The following is a 20880-nucleotide window of genomic DNA, read 5'->3' on the forward strand; positions in this document are numbered from 1 at the left end:
ACCCGTAAAAACCCGCTAGCATGTGAACTAACACGCGTAATCACCAAAGCTACAGGCCATATGACCCAAGCAACCGATGCATTAAACCTTAGTATTCTCATTACCGGCCTAGGCGGAGGCTTGGCGCTTTTCCTCTACGGTATGCGCAAAATGTCCGATGCCCTCAAAGCTGCGGCCGGCGACGGAATGAAGAACCTGCTCGCCAACTTAACCCGCAACCGCTTCACGGCAGCATTGGCCGGCACTATTATCACCGGTGTCATTCAATCGTCTTCGGTTACTACCGTATTGGTGGTGGGGTTTATTTCGGCGGGGCTACTGAATTTGAGTCAGTCCATCGGCGTGATTATAGGTGCCAATATCGGCACTACCATAACCGCGCAAATCATCGCCTTTAAAGTGTACAAATACGGCCTGCTTATGATTGCCGCTGGCTTTTTCATAGAAGTACTGGCAAAACGCGAGCGTCTAAAAAAGTGGGGCGTAGCCCTTATGGGGCTAGGGCTCATTTTCTTTGGCATGGAGCTTATGAGCAACGCCACCGGGCCATTGCGTAGCTGGCAGCCTTTTATAGATACCCTGCAGGGACTTTCTTCACCCTTAGCAGGTATCGCCATAGGCATGCTATTTACCGCTGTTGTGCAAAGCTCCTCCGCTACCACGGGCATCGTTATTGTATTGGCAAGCCAAGGCTTAATTGGCCTGGAAGCCGGTATTGCTCTACTTTTTGGCGCCAATGTTGGCACCTGTATTACCGCGAGTATTTCCGCAATCGGGCGACCAAGGGAGGCCGTTCAAGCGGCGTGGGTGCATGTTATCTTCAATGTAGGTGGGGTACTGCTATGGGTGCTGTTCATTCCGCAATTTGCTGAGCTAATAGCAACACTGTCCCCCAGCTCCAACAGCCTTACCAACACGGAACAACTCGCTGCCGACACCCCAAGGCAAATCGCCAACGCCCATACTATTTTTAATATCGCCAACGCACTTATCTTTATTGGTTTTACCACCACCATGGCGAAAATTGTAGAACGCCTTGTGCCAAAAGCACCCACGCCAGAAAAAACCAAAGCTCTGTACCTGGATAAAATTTACCTAGAAGAACCCTCGCTAGCACTTGATCAGGTTAGGCGCGAATTAGTGCGCATGGCACAAATGACTAAGGGTACACTTTCTCGCGCATTTCATGTGGCCACGGAGGGTAAGAAAAGCCAAATACAACAGCTTTCAACGGAAGACAGCGGCTTAGACGAGCTTCACGGCGAAATAGTTCGCTACCTGGGAAAGCTCTCGCAACAAGATTTGGTAGACGAACAGCACAGAATGCTTTCCAACTACATGGCTATAGCCAACGACCTCGAGAGTTTTGGCGATGTAATTCAAGACAATATTCTTCACTGTGCCGAAAAACGCCTGCGCCTGCATATCAATATCAGCCCCATAACCATTCATACACTGCAACCGGTTTACAAAAAAGTATACGAGAGCTACAGCAATATGCTGAAAGCCTTGGAGCGGAAGGAAATAGCGGCTGCAGAAAAGGCGGTAAACAATAAAGCTGCGCTAGCGAAATTAGCCGAAGAAGCCGCAAACCATTTGACTAAACGCCTAGTGGCCAGCGAACCCAACCGAGTAGCTGCGTTTAAAATTGAATCGGATTTAATCGAGCACTTTCTTCGGCTAAATACTATTTCACGGAAAATAGCCCGCAGATTAATTGAGCAATGACGGCAAAATGGCCGCTAATGACTACTTAACCGATAAACCGCCTCACGCTTCGAAACCATAGCTTTACAGTCATTACAAAAAAAAGTAGTTGTGCCACAGCCTATTATTCTCTCTAGCTCTGCTTCACAGGTAGGACACTGAGCCGCAACCGTATAGGCGGTTGTACATTCCTCACATTGTGATTCCTGCTGAAGAGGGTTAAGTGCTATTTTGTTACAACGGGGGCAATTGATAAAATAACTCAATAATTATTTCCTGTAGGTGTGCCGACAGGAGATCGTATTGTTAGCACAATCTGCCATCGCATTTAAGTAACTAAGGCAAAAAAACAAAAAAATGCAACATGCCTGAATAAAAAATGGGTATCAAATGTAAGCTACCCTTCAGTTAACAACTCTACGGTTATATGCGAAAGCCTCGGCAGTAATTTTTGCAAATCACGCCTAATCATTTCGCTGTCTACGTCTTGGCCTGGCACTACCGATACAATGGCCGCGAGGTGATTCTGCGCAAGTGTCCACACGTGTAGATCTTTAACCTCTAGGTTTCTGCGCTGCTCTAATTCAATTTTTAACGCCCCCAATGAAGAACTGCTTTTATCTAACAATATAGGGCTTGCTTCACGTATTAAAGTAAATGCCCACTTGGCAATAATAACCGCACCCACAATACCCATTATGGCGTACAACCAAATCCAGCCCAAAAACCAACCCGCAAAAAGCGCCACAATTGCCAATACAGACGTAAGCGCATCGGCTAGCACGTGGAAATAAGCCGCTTTGAAATTGTGATCGTGTTACACGTTAAGGTGTAGGAGCAGCAACCGAGTTTGAAAAACTAAGCTATCGCTATTTTTGCAAACCCCACCAAAACAGTAGAAAAAGTACTCGCAAAGCTGATTGTTAGCTAAAACTGGGAGGGGAGGAAGGTATTTTGACGTTAATAAGTAACATAAACGAAAACGTTTTAACTGCGAAAAGCGACTACCTTTTTCTGGGTTGTGCAGTACGCTTTAAACTGCTGCATCGTTAAAGGATTACTGAAATAGTAACCCTGTGCTACATCACACCCATGCCCGGCCAAAATATCGAGCTGATTATTGGTTTCAACCCCTTCGGCTACAACTTTAATGTCCAGAGCATGTGCCATAAGTATTGCCGCTTCAACGAGCTTAACATTTGACGCATCTGAGTCCATATTCTGAATGAACGAGCCATCCAACTTAATATAATCGAAGGGATATTTCCGGAGATAGCTAAGAGATGAATACCCCGTACCAAAATCGTCCATGGATATTTCTATGCCATTGCGAGAAAGCTGCCTAATCACATTCAACACCGTGGAAGAATTATCCAGCAATGCATTTTCGTTAATCTCAATGACAATATTGGGGAAACGCAACTGAGACGCAGTCACTGCATTACAGATAGTGTTATACAAATTTGGGTCAACCAATTGCTTAAGCGATAGGTTTATTGACAACTTAAACTCATCCAAATTTACTAATTTTTCGAGATCACCAACATATTTTATTGCGCTATTAATAACAAAATTACCAATTTCAATAATTAGACCGTTGTTTTCTGCAATGGTGATAAACTCATCTGGGCGCAAACAACCAAGGCTTTTACTATCCCACCGCAGTAACGCCTCTACTCCCAGCAATTTACCGTCACTAACGCGCAATAGGGGTTGATATTCAACACTAAATTCATTCTGCTCCAACGCCGACATCATTTCTGTTTCAATTTTAAACCGCTGGGAAATATTAACGGCAATGGAATCTACAAACAGGCAACAACGATTTCGCCCCAGGGATTTTGCATGATACATTGCCGCGTCTGCGCTGCGCATTAATTCCGAGTAACTGGCGCCGTTATCCGGGAATATGGTAATACCGATACAAGCACCTACCTGCACTTCGTATCGATCCAATGTGATATCGCGAGATATGGCCTGAATCACCTCTTTGGCCTTTTGTTCTGCCTCTACTACGAAATGAATATCACCAAGAAATATGGCGAATTCATCACCACCCAGCCGCGCGAGCGTATCACTTTCGCGTATACAGGCCTGCATACGCGTACTCACCTCGGTAAGTAGTTGATCGCCCACCTCATGCCCTAATGAATCGTTAACTTTTTTGAAGTCATCCAAGTCTATATAGAGCAATGCCAGTTTTCGGTTATTCCGACGTGCAACTTTGCACATTGCATAAAAACGGTCTTCCGCTAAAAGACGATTTGGTAGGTTGGTAAGCGAATCAAAATTCGCCTGATGAAATATTTTTTTCTGATTGGCTATCTGTTCAGATATGTCATGAAGAGATAGGAGGATTAACTCTCTATCGCCAACCGCCGTTACGCTCATGGAAATGGCAACATCCACTTCATCACCGCATTTCTTAACAGCACGCAAGCTACGATGCTTCGTGCTCGCTGATTGCACACTCTTTTCACTGATAGCATTAAAAAATCGATCCCTATAATCGCCGTACTGTTCATGCAGGTCTACGGGTATTAGATCATTAACGAAAATATTTTTAAATTCGCCCGTGCTGTACCCGAGTAACTGTGAAGCCTGAACATTTCCGTCCAAAATTGTTCCGTCTTTTAATGAAATAATAACTGAATCGGGAAAAGAGTTGAGAATATGCTTATACAAATTTCTTGAATTTTCGATTCGCTCTGCATACCTTGAAATTCGTTCAAGCGCTATCTTTGATCGCCTTAATAAGTATACGAACGCCATTAACGCTATGATGCCTATACTCATCAGGCTGCCCACAAGCGCGTACTGTGAAGAACGGTGAAAATGATCGGCCTTATCAATAGCGTAACTATGTACAACACCCAAGTCGGCCATTAAGGTGTTTAACGAGGCTCGATATAAAAGCAACATTTGATGAAAATTAGCGTGGTCTGTTGAGTCCGTATTTACCAACTGCTCACCCAAAGTAACCCACTGGTGAACACTGGCATTAGCTGCACGAAGGTCACCTTTATCCCCTAAGTAAAGTGCGTTAAGCGTATTCAAGTGTCCGTGGATAGTATCAATATGTTGCTGCAATAAAAGCGCATCAGATTTAAGCTTAAAGCTATTGTCCTCTAACAAGAGCTGATTGACCCGAAGTACACTTACCTCCATATCCTTAGCTGTATTGGAGACGACAAAGGGGTGGTGGTACAGGCTATCATCCTGAATTTGAATGCGTACAACGTTACCCACCAATGCTAAAATAAGCACAAGCGTTAGCGTTAGACCAGCAAAGTCCCACTTACTTGCTTTAAACCATGCACGCACATGGAATATCGAATTCGGCATTAGTCCATTTGCCTCCTATTGAAAACACCAAAAACATTGCGGTATAACCCACCAGCCGTGGTTGGTGTATCGTATTTTTGCGTTATTGAACTTCCTTAGAAAAATTTCAGGCTATCCTAAGAGTGTAGACCCGTCTAACCAAAATAATGTTACCGTAAACAGATGTTTACACGCTGTATTACGCATTAGCGCGAAAATAAATATTTATAAAACCAGATATGAAGCCCACTCTTGCGTGCCACCCTACCGCTCATCTCACGGCCCTTGTGTGATTGTGTTTTTTCACACAAATATAGACGCCTAACTTCAGTAGAATATTCTATTTTTGTAACTAAAATAACGACATTTATGCCAAAATGTTTTTACAAATACCCTCTATTACACTTTTTGAGCGTACGCGCGGAAAGCCAGCAAGCAGATCGACCAATGGCGCCACATAATCATATAAAACAAAAACAAAAACAAATAGTAGCGCTAACGTATTATTCATCGTAATAAGCTAGGCCAATTAAGTAACGCGCGCCAAAACACCCTATACTTAACGCTTATACCAATATTCGCCGCGAATCAGAAACCAAAATGCATAAAAACGTGTATCAGCTAACCAAAATACTATAACAGTGGGTTGTTTTGGCACATCACTTAGGTTACTTGGCCACTATGAAATATTTTCTAACGTGTATATTGCTTTTTATACCGATTTTTTGCTTTGCGGAAACCCCTAATAACAACGTCGAAATTGTACACGTACCCGTCGTCAATCGTGCCAGCCAACACCACGCCTACGCTAACTATCTACTCGCCACCGCGCTTGAATTGTCGGCGGAAAAATACGGCCCCTATCTTATATTACGCAAAATAGGCCACATGCCCATTCAGCGGCAGTTGCAGGAAATTGTTAAAGGTGATCTATCGGTGGCTATATCTATGCCAACAGCCGAGTGGGAGGAGCACTCTCAGGTCGTCCATTTTCCGCTACTAAAAGGTCTAGCTAGCTACCGTATTTTTTTTATGCTAAAAGAAACTAAGGCTAAAGTTGATAAGATAACCACCGTGAACGATTTGAAAACCCTTGCCGTGGGACAGGGGCAAGGCTGGTCCACAGGAAAAATACTTGAAACGCACGGTTTCGATGTCGTGTACGGCAGTAACTACCCCGGTCTATTCAAGATGCTTAAGGCAGATCGCTTCCAGTTACTAATGCGTGGTGTTTACGAAATAGAACCTGAATTAAGAGCTTTCAGCCCAGTTATCCCAAACCTTGATGTTGCGGACAACATTGCCATTTACACCTATTTACCAATGTATTTTTGTGTGAGTAAACATCAGCCTTTGTTGGCGGAACGCCTGGAATACGGATTAAAGTTGGCCTACAAAACCGGTGAAATAGATAAAATATTTGTTCATCATTTTGAAGCTGCACTCAATCTGTTAAATCTACAGGAACGAAAGACATTTTATCTCGAAAATACAAATATAAGCCCCACCTATATGGAGAGTGACAGGCCCTACCTACTAAAGCCTTTGCAGGCGAACGAAGAAAAGTCGCCAATAAAAAGCCCTCAAAAGAAGGCTTTATTGCAGTGACCAAAGACACGCATTCGATTAATATACGGCCCACACCGTCATCTCAAGCGTGCACAGGGAGGGCTAAAGCTGCTCTAATTTGTAACCTCGCTCTTTTAACTGGGCGATCACGCCTTGTTTACCCGACAAGTGAGCCGCGCCAAACAATATGAATTCAGTGCCTTCTGCTTTAATCATTTTTTCTATCTTCGGAACCCAGTTATTGTTGCGATCAGCAATAAGCGCTTTGTGCATTTGCGGAAATTTGTCCTTATCTTGAGAAACGGCCGTATCGATACCAGCAAGATCACCCGCTCGCCATACCCTCTTTAGTTCTTGTATATAGCTTTTCATTTTGTCGATATCGTTCAACGTGTACAGCACTAGTTCGTCATCGTCGCCCTGGCCCATATCCGTAAAGAATGAAAGCTGTTCGTCAACCGTTTCAAGTCCGGCCAACTTCTTTCCGTCCAGTTTTGCTTTACGGCTATACACCACATCTACACCCCACTCGGGGGACTGCCCCATAAACTGCAGCTCCATCATGGCAACCATTAGGCAGACGCCAGAAGGGCTGAACTGAGCAAACTGTGCTATAAAGCTCCCTCGAGCACTCATGTAATCGCTTAGTTTGTTGTAGGTGTCTTCTTTTAGTGTTTGCTTTAACGTTCGGCCATCTTTACTCATCATCGCTTGCATCATTTTTGCCTGAAATTCCGGCGTGGAGGCAGCATCAATATCGGTTTCGAATATAAGCGAAGCTGACTGTTTATAAGCCGTCTCGAACGCATCCGGAAGCGGGTGATCTTCCGCAGCCAAAAGGTGTACTGTGCCACCAATATAGGTAATGTTTTTTTCGTACGTTACTTTCCAAACTGGCGCAGCAGCATAGGTAACAGCAGACACAGCAAAAAAACATACGGCAAGAAAAACGCCAAAAATACGCTTCATAATCAAATCTCTTAGGGTATTGGAATATTCTCTGTATTGAATATTACCACCCATATGCAAAGCTTAGCCAACCTCAAAGATGAATCACCGGCCGCCAGCCAGTACGATTATTTAGTGCAGTAGTGGGGAGTAGTGGGGGAGTAGGCAAATAGTGGCTTCGATTGTCGTCTGGTAGGCTGTATATTTGTTACACGTGGTAGCCGGTTTAATCTCATGTGCTTAGACCACTGAATACGCCATTCAGTTGCGCTTTAAGAAAAGCTCAAACAGGTTAATTTCGCGCTAGTACGCGGTATGGAGATGAACAGGGCTCGCAAATAAAACGGGTATATGGCGTAAGGGCGGCCAAGCCACTCACTCGCCTTTCGACGAGTATCGTGTTTGGCCGCTGCCCGTTTTGCCCCTTTAGACTTTTGGTGAACGCCGCCTTTCGCCATAATTGGATGGCAAGCGTGAAAATTTCTGACTTTTTGCCGTTTAGGCATGGTTAACCTCCTTCCGTTTTTGTGTGGTGGTTTTTGTGAAGCATGTACAATAAATAGTTTTTCCCTGATTCAAGCTGCCATATAAAACCACTGATTTTTCTCCATTTTTTTGAATTTACGTCGCAACGTCCTCTCTTGCTGTAAAAATATCGGTGCATCATTTGTTTGTGTAAAGCAAAAACGCTTTGGCAAATCGGTATACAACGACCGGGGTGGTTTAGACCAATGTAAATGCTTCAGTTGATTGCCCGTTTCAAAGCTATGGTAATACAGTAGTGAAATACCCAGCTCATCAAACACGAAATCAAGAGTGGCCGAAAGCATGATTTCCTGCCAATTCTTGGCAAACGCAGCTAAAAATTCTACTGCAAAGGCGATAATCAACGTGGTTTCCAGTTCATGGCGCCGGTAACAAAATGTCGCTAGGCCCTTCGCCTTAGCCCGCTGTGCCAGCCGGTACATGTTGACAATACCGCGAACCAGATCTGACTGTATTTCTTCTACTAATACTTCATCGGTACCGAAATCTATATCCAAACGCGCCCAAGCAAGGGTAGTCGCTCGCGTATCGCTGAGCGGGTGACCACAATCAAAAAAACGATTCGCCGACAGCTTTACGGCTTTTTCAAATTCGCGGCACCACTTAGTCGACAGGTTAAGTTGTAACACTAAGTTCGTGCCTGGCCGTGATGTTTGCGACCAGGCCTGGGTTCTTACGCCACCCCAACGCCCCAACGTCATCACAAACGGTTCCGCTTGCTCCGGCCACACGTTATCAAGTATGCCTTTCTCTAAATAGCCATTACCACATTCAGCCACCAAGCTTTTTAATAATGGCCGTTTAAGCAATGATGACCAACGACTATTACGAAGTTCGCGAATAGCCATTTTCGGCTGCTTACTTAGCAGCCGTCGCAGTAAGTAAACCGCATATTGATCCGCATGATAGTAGTACAGTGTGCGCTCACCGCAGAGACAGCCCAGCACCTCCTGTAATAGTTGTTTTTCCATAATCTTGTTTCCGCATAGTTTGTCCAATAGGTTTAAATTTAACGCTCAGTATCGATCTTTTTAGCCTTTTACACACAGCACTTGCTTAAGCGTATGCTCTATTTCCACAAGGTCTTTTTGGTTTTCCATTACCTTATCAATGTCCTTATAGGCTGCCGGAATCTCGTCGAGAACACCTTTATCCTTACGGCATTCAACACCTATAGTTTGCGCAACCAAGTCTTCACGGCGAAATACTTTTTTCGCCGCCGACCGGCTCATAGCTCGGCCTGCTCCATGGGCACACGAGCAGAACGATTCTGCACTACCCTTACCGCGCACAATGTATGACTTAGCGCCCATACTGCCGGGAATAATGCCCAACCGACCACTTTCGGCATTAATGGCACCCTTGCGGGTAACAAATACCTCTGCACCGTAGTGGGTTTCCTTACTCACATAGTTGTGATGACAGTTAATGGCTTCTTTTTGCAAGATAAACGCCGGTAGTATTGGTTTAATGGCCGCCAGTACTATCTTCATCATTTCTTCCCTGTTCAGTCTCGCGTACGCCTGAGCAAAATTCACCGCTTCCACATAGTGGTCAAAGTTCTCGCTGCCTTCACTGAAATATGCGAGGTCTTTATCGGGCAAATTATGAATGTGCCTTTGCATATCTTTTTTTGCCATCTGAATAAAGTAGCGGCCAATACAATTGCCAATACCGCGACTACCGGTGTGTAGCATTACCCACAGCTGTTTAGTTTCGTCGACACACACCTCTATAAAGTGATTGCCGCTACCTAAGGTGGCCAATTGCTTGGCCCAAGTTTGGCGTGGGTGCTTCTGCATTTTCAGCAGGCTCGGGTGTTTGTCGAACAGGGTATTCACCTGCACTTCCAGCTTTTTACAAGCCCCTTCACGAATCGAAACCGTTTTGTGGGCACCGAGGCCAACAGGTACCGCACGCTCAATGGCCGAGCGCATGGACACCAAACTGTCTGGCAGTTGTGATGACCTCAACGACAACTGTACGGCCATCATTCCACAGCCAATATCCACACCCACCGCAGCCGGAATAATGGCAGCAAGAGTGGGAATAACCGAACCAACCGTAGCACCTATACCCGCATGCACATCGGGCATGGCGGCAATATGCGAGTGAATAATGGGTAACTGGGCAATATTTTTTAATTGCGTTAACGCGGTATTGTCTATATCGCGCGTATAAATTTTTACTGGCTTTACACCATTGGTTTGCTTCTTGTTTAATTCCATTTTTACCGGCATAGCTGGCTCCTACCGATTTATCGGCATGTATTTTTTTTTGCCCTCCCATTAGCGTCTTTACGCAGGTGCGCTTCTTACACAATTTTTACACTGTTGTATTCCGTACTCCCTGCGCATAAAAAAACCCTGACTAGTTTCCCAGCCAGGGTTTTTATTTCCGGCTTGGAAGGCATCTAGAGGATAACCTTCCAAGTTTGAGCACTCGAAAGGTTTAGATTTTATGGCTTTCTGTATTAGGCATATTCAAAGTGCTCCTTTGAGGTAAATGAATTTTTTGGGCATTTTACGCTTACTTTCGGCCATGTCAACATCCGTTCGCCGATAGATATGCTGGTCTTTTCTAATATTCACTTTTATCAACAACTAAAACTGATTCAACGTAGAATTTTTACGTTCACCTCCAGGCAGAAAATAAATTAAATAAAATAAGGGGCTGCGCACAAATGCTTTAGATCAGGCCCCATCAAAAGTATTTTACTACTTATCTGATGCATAGATAAGTAGTAACCCCCTACCAAGCCTTATAAGGTAAAAACTTACCGTTCATAGTAATAACAACACGATCACCCTTCGGATTCTCTTCCTTGTCCACATCCATACTAAAGTCGATAGCACTCATTATGCCGTCGCCGAATTTCTCTTGAATCACTTCTTTCAGGGTGTCGCCATATACGCCAACAACTTCATACAAGCGGTATACGAGCGGGTCTTGGGGTACATCTCTTTCCCACGCTTTTGTTGGGTATTCCATTAGCGTGGTTTTGGCTTCGGGCGAAAGGCCCAGTAGCGCCACCAGTTTTGTTGCGAAGACTTCTGGCATGCTGTTCATGCCCAGGCATGCGGAAGTTACCCATACAGTGCCCGCGCCAATTTCACTGGCAATCGCTTCCCAGCTTAAGCCTTTACTTTTTTTGGCAAGAATAATCGCTTCGGTTACGTCGAGTTTAGTCATGTTAGTAATCCTCTGTTACGGAATGTAGAGTTGGTAAAGTAATACAACAACAGATATGGCCAATGCCAATGACACACACTTCCAAAAGGTAATGGGGTCACGTTCGATTAAAGGAGGGCGCGTTTTGCTTACGAATACTGGGTTAGGATGACGTAGATCGTAGGCAAACTCAGAAAGCACTTGGTAGCGTTTTATGGGGTTTATAGCCACAGCCTTTTTAATCGCGTCGTCTACCCATACAGGTATATCTTTGCGTTTATGGGTTAAAGGTGTGTAATTCAGCCTATTCTGTGCGCTTGCGGAATTAGCCATGGATACGGCTGTACCATAGGGCAGGCCGCCGGTTAACATTTGATAGCAGATAACACCCAGGGAAAATATGTCAGATCGGGTTTTACCTTCTTGACCAATGAAATATTCCGGCGCCGTAAATTGTGCGGTGCCCTGTATGTCATCGGTTTTTTGTATTTCGGTAATACCCGCTACTTTTGTGGAGCCGAAATCAATAATTTTAACGGTGCCATACTGGTCGATCATAATGTTATTTGGCCGCAGGTCTTGGTGGACCATTTCCTGGCGATGAAACGCCTGCAGGCCTTTAGCTATTTGCTCCACAATATGCCGCACGGCTTCTACGCTCGGCTTTGGATTGTCACGCATCCATTGGGCGAGATTTTGGCCCTCTATAAACTCTGTGGAAATATACAAATAGTTGCGTTTGCGGGTAACTGGGGTTCCCTTCATTACATGGGCATTGTCTATACGCTTTGCTATCCAATCTTCCATTAAAAAACGTTCGAGATAGAGGGTGTCGTTACGCATTTCGGTTGACGGGGTTTTTATGACGACCTGCTCACCACTCTCTTCGTCTTTGGCTAAAAATACGTGGCTACGACTGCTTATGTAAATTTCGCGCTCGATTTCGTAGCCGTCAAAATGCATGCGTGCCTGCAGTCGCGGTGGTAACGGTAAGGTTTCCACCTGCTGCTGAATTTCATCTACTTTTTTGTCGGGTAATTGCTCCAAGCGTACAATTTGAATGCTGAGGTTGTCATCACTACCAGCATCAAACGCCGCTTGCGTTAAGGCTTGTGCAGCGGCGTTTAGGTCGTTTGCATATTCTCGCAATTTTTCGGCCACCAAGTGCGGCGCAATAAATTCATATACGCCGTCGCTGGCAAGAACAAAGGTGTCTCCCTCTTCCACGGGAATGGTGCGGTATTGCATATCGAGTTGCTGGTGTACGCCCAGTGCGCGGGTAAGGTAGCTATTGCCTTCATCCACCTGGTGGCGGTGGTCTTCTGTTAGTTGCTCTAGGTGATTATCAACAAGGCGATAGATACGCGTATCACCTGAATGAAAAATATGGGCGGCATTGGATTTGAATATTAGGCCGCTAAAGGTACAGATATAGCCCTTATCTTTGTTGTACCGATGAGGGCTGCTTTGTGTTTGGGCAAAAAGCCACGAGTTGGTTGCCTGCAACACCTTTTCGGCCGACTGCTTTACCGACCAAGCTTCCGAGGTACTAAAATAGTCGCCAAGAAAACCACTTATCGCCGTTTCGCTGGCTATCTGGCTAACATTACTAGAGCTAATACCATCGGCAATGGCTATGGCGATGCCTTTGGTACTCAGCAACGGTTCTTTAGGTGTTAAGGCTCCAATACAGTCTTGGTTAAGCGTCTTGCGGCCTTTATCACTATACTGACCAATGGAAACCCGGAGTTGCTTTCTCATAAAAGTTGTCTCTACCGCATAGGCTAGCTGCCAATGCGGTAGAGATTCCGTTGATAGTATATTAGGCGATTTGACGCTCTGGGCTGGTACGAACGTGCGTGAGGTATAACGGTAAACCCACGAACAGGAAGCCGCCCACCAAGTTACCCAGTACCGTTGGGATTTCGTTCCAGATGAGGTAGTCAACAACAGTAAAATCACCGCCCATGATCATCGAGAACGGAAAGAGAAACATGTTAACGATAGAGTGCTCGAAACCCATAAAGAAGAAGAGCATTACCGGCATCCACATGGCCATCATTTTGCTGCCAGCAGAAGTGGAAATCATGGCGCCAACAACGCCCATGGACACCATCCAATTACACAACATGCCACGAATGAAGATGGTGAACCAGCCGGAGAGACCGTGTTCTTTGTAGCCCAAGGTTCGCCCCTCACCAATTGCACCGACCTTATCCGCAATTGCACCGCCATCAACGCTGTAACCGTAAGTTAGGATAAAGGACATCATAAATGCCGTGGTAAGTGCGCCCGCAAAGTTACCACAGAATACCAAGCCCCAATTTCGCAAAATCTGCTTGACCGTAACACCTGGACGCTTGTCGATGAGTGCCAGCGGTACTAAGGTAAATACACCGGTTAAAAGATCGAACTTCATCAAGTACAGCATGATGAAGCCAACGGGGAAAAGAATCGAGCCCACCAAAAGTGAGCCCGTTTTCACGGCAACGGTAATCGCAAAAATTGCCGCCAAGCCAAGAATTGCGCCGGCCATAAACGCGCGGATAAACGTGTCTTTGGTAGACATGTAGCACTTCTGCTCACCTGAATCGACCATTTTGGTTACGAATTCGCTGGGTTCAATGTAAGCCATAATGTTTTCTCTTGTTAATTGGAATTGGTCCTGTTGACGCTAAGTCACAACAGTCACAGAGCAATAGCTATGCCCACAATGAAAAAACGGCTTATTTAAAGCTTAACTCGCTAAATTAATGGCAGTGATGGGACTCTCAGCCCCTCGAGGATTCACAACGGTGAATTGCGCCCTCCCGCCAGGAAACATATTGGTGCATGGGTATTGGCCGGTGCGCTAATTTATAGCCCCGCCCGCACAGGAATGACACACAATAAGCGCGGCCTATCACGCTTCAAAGCCTCATTCGCTACATGCTTGTGCAAAGCGTTCAGCTAGGATTAAGGTAAACTGTAGTTTAATAACGCCATATTCCTACAATGCGTACCGGGAGAACCCACTATGATCAGAGCCACACAGTATCTGGCCATATTTCTGCTGGCCACACTCTCGTTGAACGGATTTGCGCTAGCCAACAGCGATGACGCACGGTTTACCGATGCCGAACTCGATCAAGTGCTCGCACCTATCGCGCTTTACCCCGATACAGTTCTCTCCCACATCCTTATCGCTGCTACCTACCCACTGGAAGTAGTACAAGCAGAGCGCTGGGCCAGTACAAACGCCGATATGGATGGTGAGGAAGCCCTAAAGGCCGTTGAACAAAAGGATTGGGACCCCAGCGTAAAAGCCTTAGTACCTTTTCCTCACATACTTGAGCGCATGAGTAATGACCTGAACTGGACCCAGAATTTGGGTGAGGCTTTTCTTCAATCAGAAGGGCGGGTGATGGCCAGCGTGCAGAAATTACGCACGCGCGCCCAGAATGAAGGCCACCTGGAGACAGGAGAACACCAAACAGTCTTGCAGGAAGATAACAACATTGTGATTGAATCGGTGAGGCGCGAAGTGGTGTATGTGCCCTACTACGACCCCGTTGTGGTTTACGGTAACTGGTGGTGGCCACACCACCCCCCTCATTACTGGGCGCACTACCCAGCCCAACATCGCGGTTCTGTATTCGTATGGATGCCCAGTTTATACATCAACTCTGGCTTCTATTTTCACAGTTCTATTCATTGGGGCTACCGCCATGTAGTGGTGATTAATAATCACCAACATCACCGCGTTTACAATCGCCAGCGTATTGTGCACCACCGCGATGCCCGCCACTGGGTTCACAACCCTCAGCATCGCCGGGGCGTAAACTATCGTAATACTGTTGTACGCGAACGCTATGGTAATAACGACCGAACTCTTAACCGGGGACGAACCAGCGTCACCGCTAGCACAAACACTTCGCGACCACCGCGCACACCCGAACGCACGGAAGGCAACTGGAACAAACATCGCAGTACAGCCACCTCAAACAGACGTAACACTCAGAACCTTCAGGTGGAGCGTGAAGCTCGGCCGCAAAGTAGAACTAATATCAGTGGCGATGTACGCGTACATACTCGACGCCCCACACAACCACCCGCCACCACCAATACTCCCAAACCGAGACAAACAACAACAGCCGCACACGCCAATGTGCGGAACGCGGAGCGGAACAATAATCACGAAGCGACCAATGTACGTACGCCACCACCAAAGCCGCGCAGCTCTCCGCCCAAGCGGTATGAGCCACAGCCAAAAATTGAACAACAACCGAAATACGAACAAAACAAGCGCACCACTCGTACCTACAGCACTGGCCGTACCCAAGCCAAAAGTACGACCGTTAAGCGCGGATCGTCTCAACGTAAAGACCGCACGAGCAACCGCCACTCACGCTAAACGCACTCATTACCTTGATACGTGAGCATAATCAGCGCAGGGCGCTAAAAAGCAGGCCGCGAACCCGGCTTTCTTCTCACCCCTATTTGACCTATCTGCAACATCTTCAAAATTTTATCATATATAGAAGTAGTTTTACCTATAATTCGCAGCAGTCGCCAACGTTATTGACAATTGCACGGGAGGTGCTTCACTTGTTTCGCCTTATGCCCCGGCTTCTCAGCCTTTTTGTTGTCACTCTTCTTTACGCCAGCGCTACTCAAGCGAATAACTGTCCGCTGCAAGACTATAGCTGGCGCAACATTACCGTAGGCGCGGGGGGGTTTGCCCCCAACCTCATCTACAGTACAGCCGAAAAAGGGCTGGCGTATCTAAGAACGGATATGGGTGGCGTTTATCGCCGCGACGAGCAACACCCAGAATGGATACCTCTGCAGGACGGCATGAAGCAGTCCAATTACTTCGGCATTGAAAGTATTGCCCTAGACCCTAGCAATGCCGACATTGTTCACGTAGCAGCTGGAATGTACAAACACGAACCTGCGGCCATGCTACGTTCATTTGATAGGGGCAATAGCTGGGAAATTACCCCGGTACCCTTCCGTATGGGCGGTAACGAAGATGGTCGTGGTATGGGCGAACGCCTAGCGGTTGACCCTATTAATGGCAATATTCTCTTCTTTGGCTCGCGCCACGACGGCTTATTTAAAAGTGTGGACCAAGGCAAAAGCTGGCAGACTGTAAAAAGCTTTCCCCACCAAGGTAAAGGCGTACCCAGTGAAGGGCGCTCCACAAACGCCGGTATAAGCTTTATCCATTTTGTTCGCGGCACTGAAAATAAAACGTCAACACACACAATAATTGCTGCCGTTGCCGACAACGCCTCTCAACACCTATACCTATCACTCGATGCAGGAAAAACTTGGGCACCCATAAAAGGTGAACCGAAAAGCACCCTGCGGCCTGCGCAGGCGGTTCAAGCCGGCAACAATTTTTTTATCGCCTACAGCAACAACACCGGCCCCAATGGCGTAACCAATGGCGCGGTCTATCGGCTAAATTTGGCATCAGCAAAATGGACAGATATAACACCCGGCCACAACCACACGCCCAATAAAAAAGGCAGTAGCCCCGGCGGGGGTTTTATGGGTATCACCGCCAGCGCCTCTAACCCGAATAGAATTGTGGTGGCCACAATGAATCGCTGGCAGCCCCACGACACTATTTTTATTTCCAACGATGCCGGCAGCACTTGGGAAAATATTGGCCCCCAAAGCAAACGCAATGTGCGTGCTACACCGTACTTATACTGGGGCAACCCCGAAGCCGATTTTGGTTGGTGGATGGCAGGCCTCGCCTTAAATCCGTTTGATGATACTGATCTAAGTTATACCACTGGCGCCACAGTGTACCGTACGACGCAATTACACAAAAACAACAACAAGCATACCAATCTACTGTGGACACCGTGGATAAAAGGCATTGAACAAACCGCCGTCATTACCCTAACCAGTTTGCCAGAGGGACCGGAATTACTCAGTGGCTTTGGCGACATCAGCGGTTTTACTCATACTAACTTTGATGAGTCACCACAGGTGATGTTTACCACGCCGGTATTCGCCAACACCAACTCCATCGACTATGCACCGCTGCAGCCCAATATTGTTGTGCGCAGCGGTACCCAACCCCATCGAGATGAAACAGGGAAAGCACCAACCTTGGCCTGGTCCAACGACCACGGAATGAACTGGAAACCCTTGTCGGTCCCCGAACATAAAACAGATAGCACATCGTCACCAAAACGACACGACTTGAGTGGTAACCACGCAATTATTGTCTCTGCCGATGGTGAAACTTTTATTTTTACTGGCCCCAGAGCAATGATTAGCGCAAACAAGGGTAAATCGTGGCAGCCAGTTAAAGGCCTCCCCTTAAATGTTCGGCCAATCGCCGATAAATCCGATGGGAAACGCTTCTATGGGCTGGATTTTGAAAAAGCGGAAATGTATCTAAGTCACGACGGCGGTTTTACCTTCAGTCATTATGCCAGTGAGGGCTTACCCAATAATCTGAAAAAAATGGCTCCCACGTGGCGAGAAAAAATGTGGCCCTTATTAGCACAACCGAACACTAAAGATCAGCTTTGGCTGGTAACGGGTAAAAAACTTTATTTCTCCCAAGACGCGGGTAAAAACTTTCGATCCATTGCATCTACTGCGAATATTCAAGAGCTGGCATTCGGAAAACCACTTACCGGCGACGTACCAGCAATGCTTGCCATAGGTCATTGCGATGGCGAGCGCCGATTATTGCGCTCAGATAATTTAGGTAAAAGCTGGAACAGCTTAAACGATAAGCACCATCAATATGGCCAGCGGTTTCGCACATTGGCCGGCGATCCACGCAATGCAGGTCGTATTTATGTGGCGACGGATGGCCGGGGAATTGTAATGGGAGAGCCCAAAAAATAAATTTACGAGGATAAATCTGTTGGGTTTCGCAGCACGAAACCCTATATTTAACTTAGTAATATTTAACTTAGTAATATTTGATTTAGCGAAAAAACACCGGCAACGGCTACAGCGGCGCTTCGATATTGAGCACTCGCACTTCCGATACACTGCGCATGGTTTGAATAATCACCCGTTCAAAATCGGTATCGCCGAAACGCTCTTCTTCTGCGAATGTTAACAGTCGTATGGTAAGCTCACAGCCGAGAATTTCCACATCTGCCGGTGGTGTAAAATAGTCCCCAGGCATAAAGCTAAACGGGCTTATTAATTCCGGGGCGCCCCGGTTGGGAAAGTGTACGGTAATGTTCACCGGGTGATTATTGATAACATCACACCCGTAGTGAACACGCACACCGTAGCTATGTTCTTCGTTTTCAAGCCACTCCAGCGTTAGCTCAGATTGAAGGTCTAACGGATTGTCTGCGGGCAGCAGCGTAAACACCGTCGCTTCGGGAATCAAAAGGCTTGTCGTCTGCACAGAAGATTCTCTGTCGCGGTCCAATGCCACCAAAAACTCAGTACCGGCTTCGGCTGTTTCAAATTCTTCACTGTATTCAATAAAGTAGGGGTCATCTTCTGAGGGTAGGGGCTCGCCGATTACCACCGTACTTTCGCCATTAAGCGCAATCGACAGTTCGTCGTTATCTTCAAGCTGTATAAGATAGTAATAGCCGTCGTGGTCGAGGCCAAAGAATTCTAAGCTTAGGTGAGTATGAGCCGCTTCATCGTCATCCTGTTCATGCACTTCCATGTTGATAACCTGAGTAATCTCCGCCGTAGCGATATTACCGGCATCACGTACAAAATCAGCTTTATCGTTATCGTCACAGGCCGATACGGCCAAAACACAACACAGAGGTAAAAGTAACTTTTTCATGGCGGTTTCCGAGTATGGAGGCACGCCTAACTCTACCACTTTTACAAAAAAAATCCGTTAAAAACTGTTCACGCCCAATACTGTAGCGTGAACAGTTGATAAAGCGTGCCTCTACCCCCTAAATTCCAACGCGAGAGGGCAATAGCTGTTCACATTCGCTAGCCGAATTCGGTACGGTGGTTGCGAAGTTAAAACCGTTTTCTGTGTGCCAATCGCGAATATCACCATCAAAATCAAACCGCAATGCGTAGCGTTCTTCACCATCAACCATTATGAAGCCTGCCGGTTTAATAACAGACTGATATGACCCACCTAAGAAGGTTGCGGTCATTAAGATACTGTAGGACTCATTATTTTGAGCGTTCAACAGTGTCCAGAAACCTTCAATCAATTCGCCGCGGGTATTACCGTCACCCAGCGAACCATCGCTACTGGCGCCATCAATATATTTGACACAGGCTTTAAATGTGCCCGCATCGGCCACGCTCTCGCCCTCAAAAAAGAAAGCCACTTCAATGTCCTTCAGGTCATTCGGCCCATCACCTAACTCTGGGTCTGATAGACGCACAGTTTTCCCCGCAATTAAACTAAATGCTTCGGCGCCACTGGGCAGACTAACGGCGGAATCAAAGTCTTCTGGTGAATCAAAGTCTTCTCCAGAAAAATCATTGTTTTTGAGCGCTGAGACAAAGGTGTCCCCGCTATTCAATATCCCGCTAAGGCTTTCAACCAAAGTTGCATTTCCTACAGCGGTTATAAACGCAATGGCGCTATCTATAGTGGAATCCTGACCGCCTTGCTCATCCAAGCTTTTAACAACAACCGATTCAATTAGCTTTATTTTGCCATCAACATCGTCTCTTGTAAGTGAATCGACATCTCCACCAAATACAGTATCGACAATAGTCGGTACTTGCCTGGCAATATTCACTGCACGGCTAAACCCAGAAGTATCATTTACCGAACCAATGTCGGTCGGCAAATTCAATTCCCGCAATTCATATATGCTGCGCAGTCGCGCCTCCGCTTCGTTCATTACCTCAACTAAATCGTCGGCACTACGCAGCACTTCATCTGCCGTACTCGTACCGCCGTTTATTTGCATAGCAAGATTTAGATACACAGCTTGGGATGCATCGTTGGGCGTCCCTAGGCTAGACCCTATTTCATCGTACACATCGGTAAGGCGGTCAGCTATTACCGATACGGTTTTGTGAATAGTAATGGCCTTGCTCAATAATTCTGCATTGAATTCACGGTCACTTAGATAATCGACATCCAAATCCGCCTCATTAAGGCCCAACTTATTGAGAAGCGTTAGCGTAGATTGCTCATCATCCAATGCGGTCACCAATGTGGTAATAGGCGAGATGATAAAGTTGGGATCGGAATTTTCCTGTATATTCACGCGGCGGCTTAATTGACCGAAAAAGGGTTCACCGGTTTGTAGGTCGTAACCGCTATCGATTCGAATAACAAAATGGCTGATATCAACCTGTAGATTCAGGCAGTATTGGCCTAGCGCGGGGTCTATACCGGCTACACAGTAATCTGTATTGGTGTTCAGGTTATAACTGTAATAGCCTTCGTCGTCGGTGTACGCATAGGCTTCCCAGGCGTCCCGGCGGCCGTTATTATTGGTATCGACAAATACCGTTGCTCTCGCCAAATAGCCATCAATGACTCTACCCGATAAATGAGTACTGATGTTACTTGGCGTTCCATCGTCCTGCCCTGAACCTCCACATGCCATTAATACCAAACACATGCTTGCTAGAGCCCCTGCTTTTAACCCATTACTACTAGACATACTTTATTACCTCAAAGCAAAT

14 protein-coding genes and 1 pseudogene are annotated in these 20880 nt (G+C 46.3%); 4 read left to right on the forward strand and 11 right to left on the reverse strand.

The genetic code is table 11. The features are described 5' to 3' along the window. The first annotated feature begins 60 nt into the window (after positions 1-60). Entirely contained in the window at positions 61-1728 is a 1668-nt protein-coding gene (locus H5336_RS09025; protein WP_185233442.1) for a Na/Pi cotransporter family protein, read from the forward strand. Positions 1729-1742: 14 nt separating this feature from the next. On the opposite strand, the gene H5336_RS23780 is transcribed toward H5336_RS09025, so the two are convergent. From H5336_RS23780 to H5336_RS09040, 3 genes and pseudogenes are all read right to left on the reverse strand, one after another. Beyond that, entirely contained in the window at positions 1743-1973 is a 231-nt protein-coding gene (locus tag H5336_RS23780) for a YfgJ family double zinc ribbon protein (RefSeq protein ID WP_185233443.1), read from the reverse strand. 131 nt (positions 1974-2104) lie between these two features. Further along, a pseudogene (locus H5336_RS09035) lies at positions 2105-2509 on the reverse strand (cation efflux transmembrane domain-containing protein); the annotation flags it as partial. A 185-nt stretch (positions 2510-2694) separates the two neighbouring features. Beyond that, positions 2695-5052: a putative bifunctional diguanylate cyclase/phosphodiesterase gene (locus H5336_RS09040; RefSeq protein ID WP_185233446.1), complete on the reverse strand. Its 2358-nt coding sequence runs from the start codon at positions 5050-5052 to the stop codon at positions 2695-2697. Positions 5053-5712: 660 nt separating this feature from the next. Between H5336_RS09040 and H5336_RS09045 the strand changes: the two genes are divergently transcribed. Continuing rightward, on the forward strand, positions 5713-6639 hold the full coding sequence (locus H5336_RS09045) for a substrate-binding periplasmic protein (RefSeq protein ID WP_185233447.1): 927 nt from the start codon (positions 5713-5715) through the stop codon (positions 6637-6639). 63 nt (positions 6640-6702) lie between these two features. Here H5336_RS09045 and H5336_RS09050 read toward each other — a convergent pair whose 3' ends face one another. The 6 genes from H5336_RS09050 to H5336_RS09075 form a co-directional block, all read right to left on the reverse strand. After that, positions 6703-7569 carry a TraB/GumN family protein gene (locus tag H5336_RS09050; RefSeq protein ID WP_185233448.1) on the reverse strand — a complete coding sequence of 289 codons (867 nt, stop codon included), beginning with the start codon at positions 7567-7569 and terminating at the stop codon, positions 6703-6705. Between the two features lie 554 nt (positions 7570-8123). Next, a complete protein-coding gene (locus H5336_RS09055; protein ID WP_185233449.1) occupies positions 8124-9065 on the reverse strand; it encodes a hypothetical protein in 942 nt (313 codons plus the stop codon). A 60-nt stretch (positions 9066-9125) separates the two neighbouring features. Beyond that, positions 9126-10334 carry an RtcB family protein gene (locus H5336_RS09060; RefSeq protein ID WP_185233450.1) on the reverse strand — a complete coding sequence of 403 codons (1209 nt, stop codon included), beginning with the start codon at positions 10332-10334 and terminating at the stop codon, positions 9126-9128. A 511-nt stretch (positions 10335-10845) separates the two neighbouring features. Further along, entirely contained in the window at positions 10846-11286 is a 441-nt protein-coding gene (gene cynS / locus H5336_RS09065; RefSeq protein ID WP_185233451.1) for a cyanase, read from the reverse strand. Between the two features lie 15 nt (positions 11287-11301). Next, entirely contained in the window at positions 11302-13026 is a 1725-nt protein-coding gene (locus H5336_RS09070) for a bifunctional protein-serine/threonine kinase/phosphatase (RefSeq protein ID WP_185233452.1), read from the reverse strand. 61 nt (positions 13027-13087) lie between these two features. After that, a complete protein-coding gene (locus H5336_RS09075; RefSeq protein ID WP_185233454.1) occupies positions 13088-13900 on the reverse strand; it encodes a formate/nitrite transporter family protein in 813 nt (270 codons plus the stop codon). Between the two features lie 381 nt (positions 13901-14281). Between H5336_RS09075 and H5336_RS09080 the strand changes: the two genes are divergently transcribed. Together H5336_RS09080 and H5336_RS09085 are read left to right on the forward strand one after the other, a co-directional pair. Beyond that, positions 14282-15658 (forward strand): DUF3300 domain-containing protein, encoded by a 1377-nt coding sequence (locus H5336_RS09080; protein ID WP_185233456.1) that lies wholly within the window; start codon positions 14282-14284, stop codon positions 15656-15658. Between the two features lie 194 nt (positions 15659-15852). Beyond that, positions 15853-18129, forward strand: coding sequence for a beta propeller repeat protein (locus H5336_RS09085; RefSeq protein ID WP_185233458.1), 2277 nt, complete (start codon positions 15853-15855; stop codon positions 18127-18129). Positions 18130-18235: 106 nt separating this feature from the next. Here H5336_RS09085 and H5336_RS09090 read toward each other — a convergent pair whose 3' ends face one another. Both H5336_RS09090 and H5336_RS09095 read right to left on the reverse strand, forming a co-directional pair. Then, positions 18236-19048 (reverse strand): hypothetical protein, encoded by an 813-nt coding sequence (locus H5336_RS09090; RefSeq protein ID WP_185233460.1) that lies wholly within the window; start codon positions 19046-19048, stop codon positions 18236-18238. Between the two features lie 118 nt (positions 19049-19166). After that, entirely contained in the window at positions 19167-20858 is a 1692-nt protein-coding gene (locus H5336_RS09095; RefSeq protein WP_246439064.1) for a hypothetical protein, read from the reverse strand. Positions 20859-20880 lie beyond the last annotated feature (22 nt).

It is taken from the genome of Teredinibacter franksiae (assembly GCF_014218805.1).
Classification (GTDB): domain Bacteria; phylum Pseudomonadota; class Gammaproteobacteria; order Pseudomonadales; family Cellvibrionaceae; genus Teredinibacter; species Teredinibacter franksiae.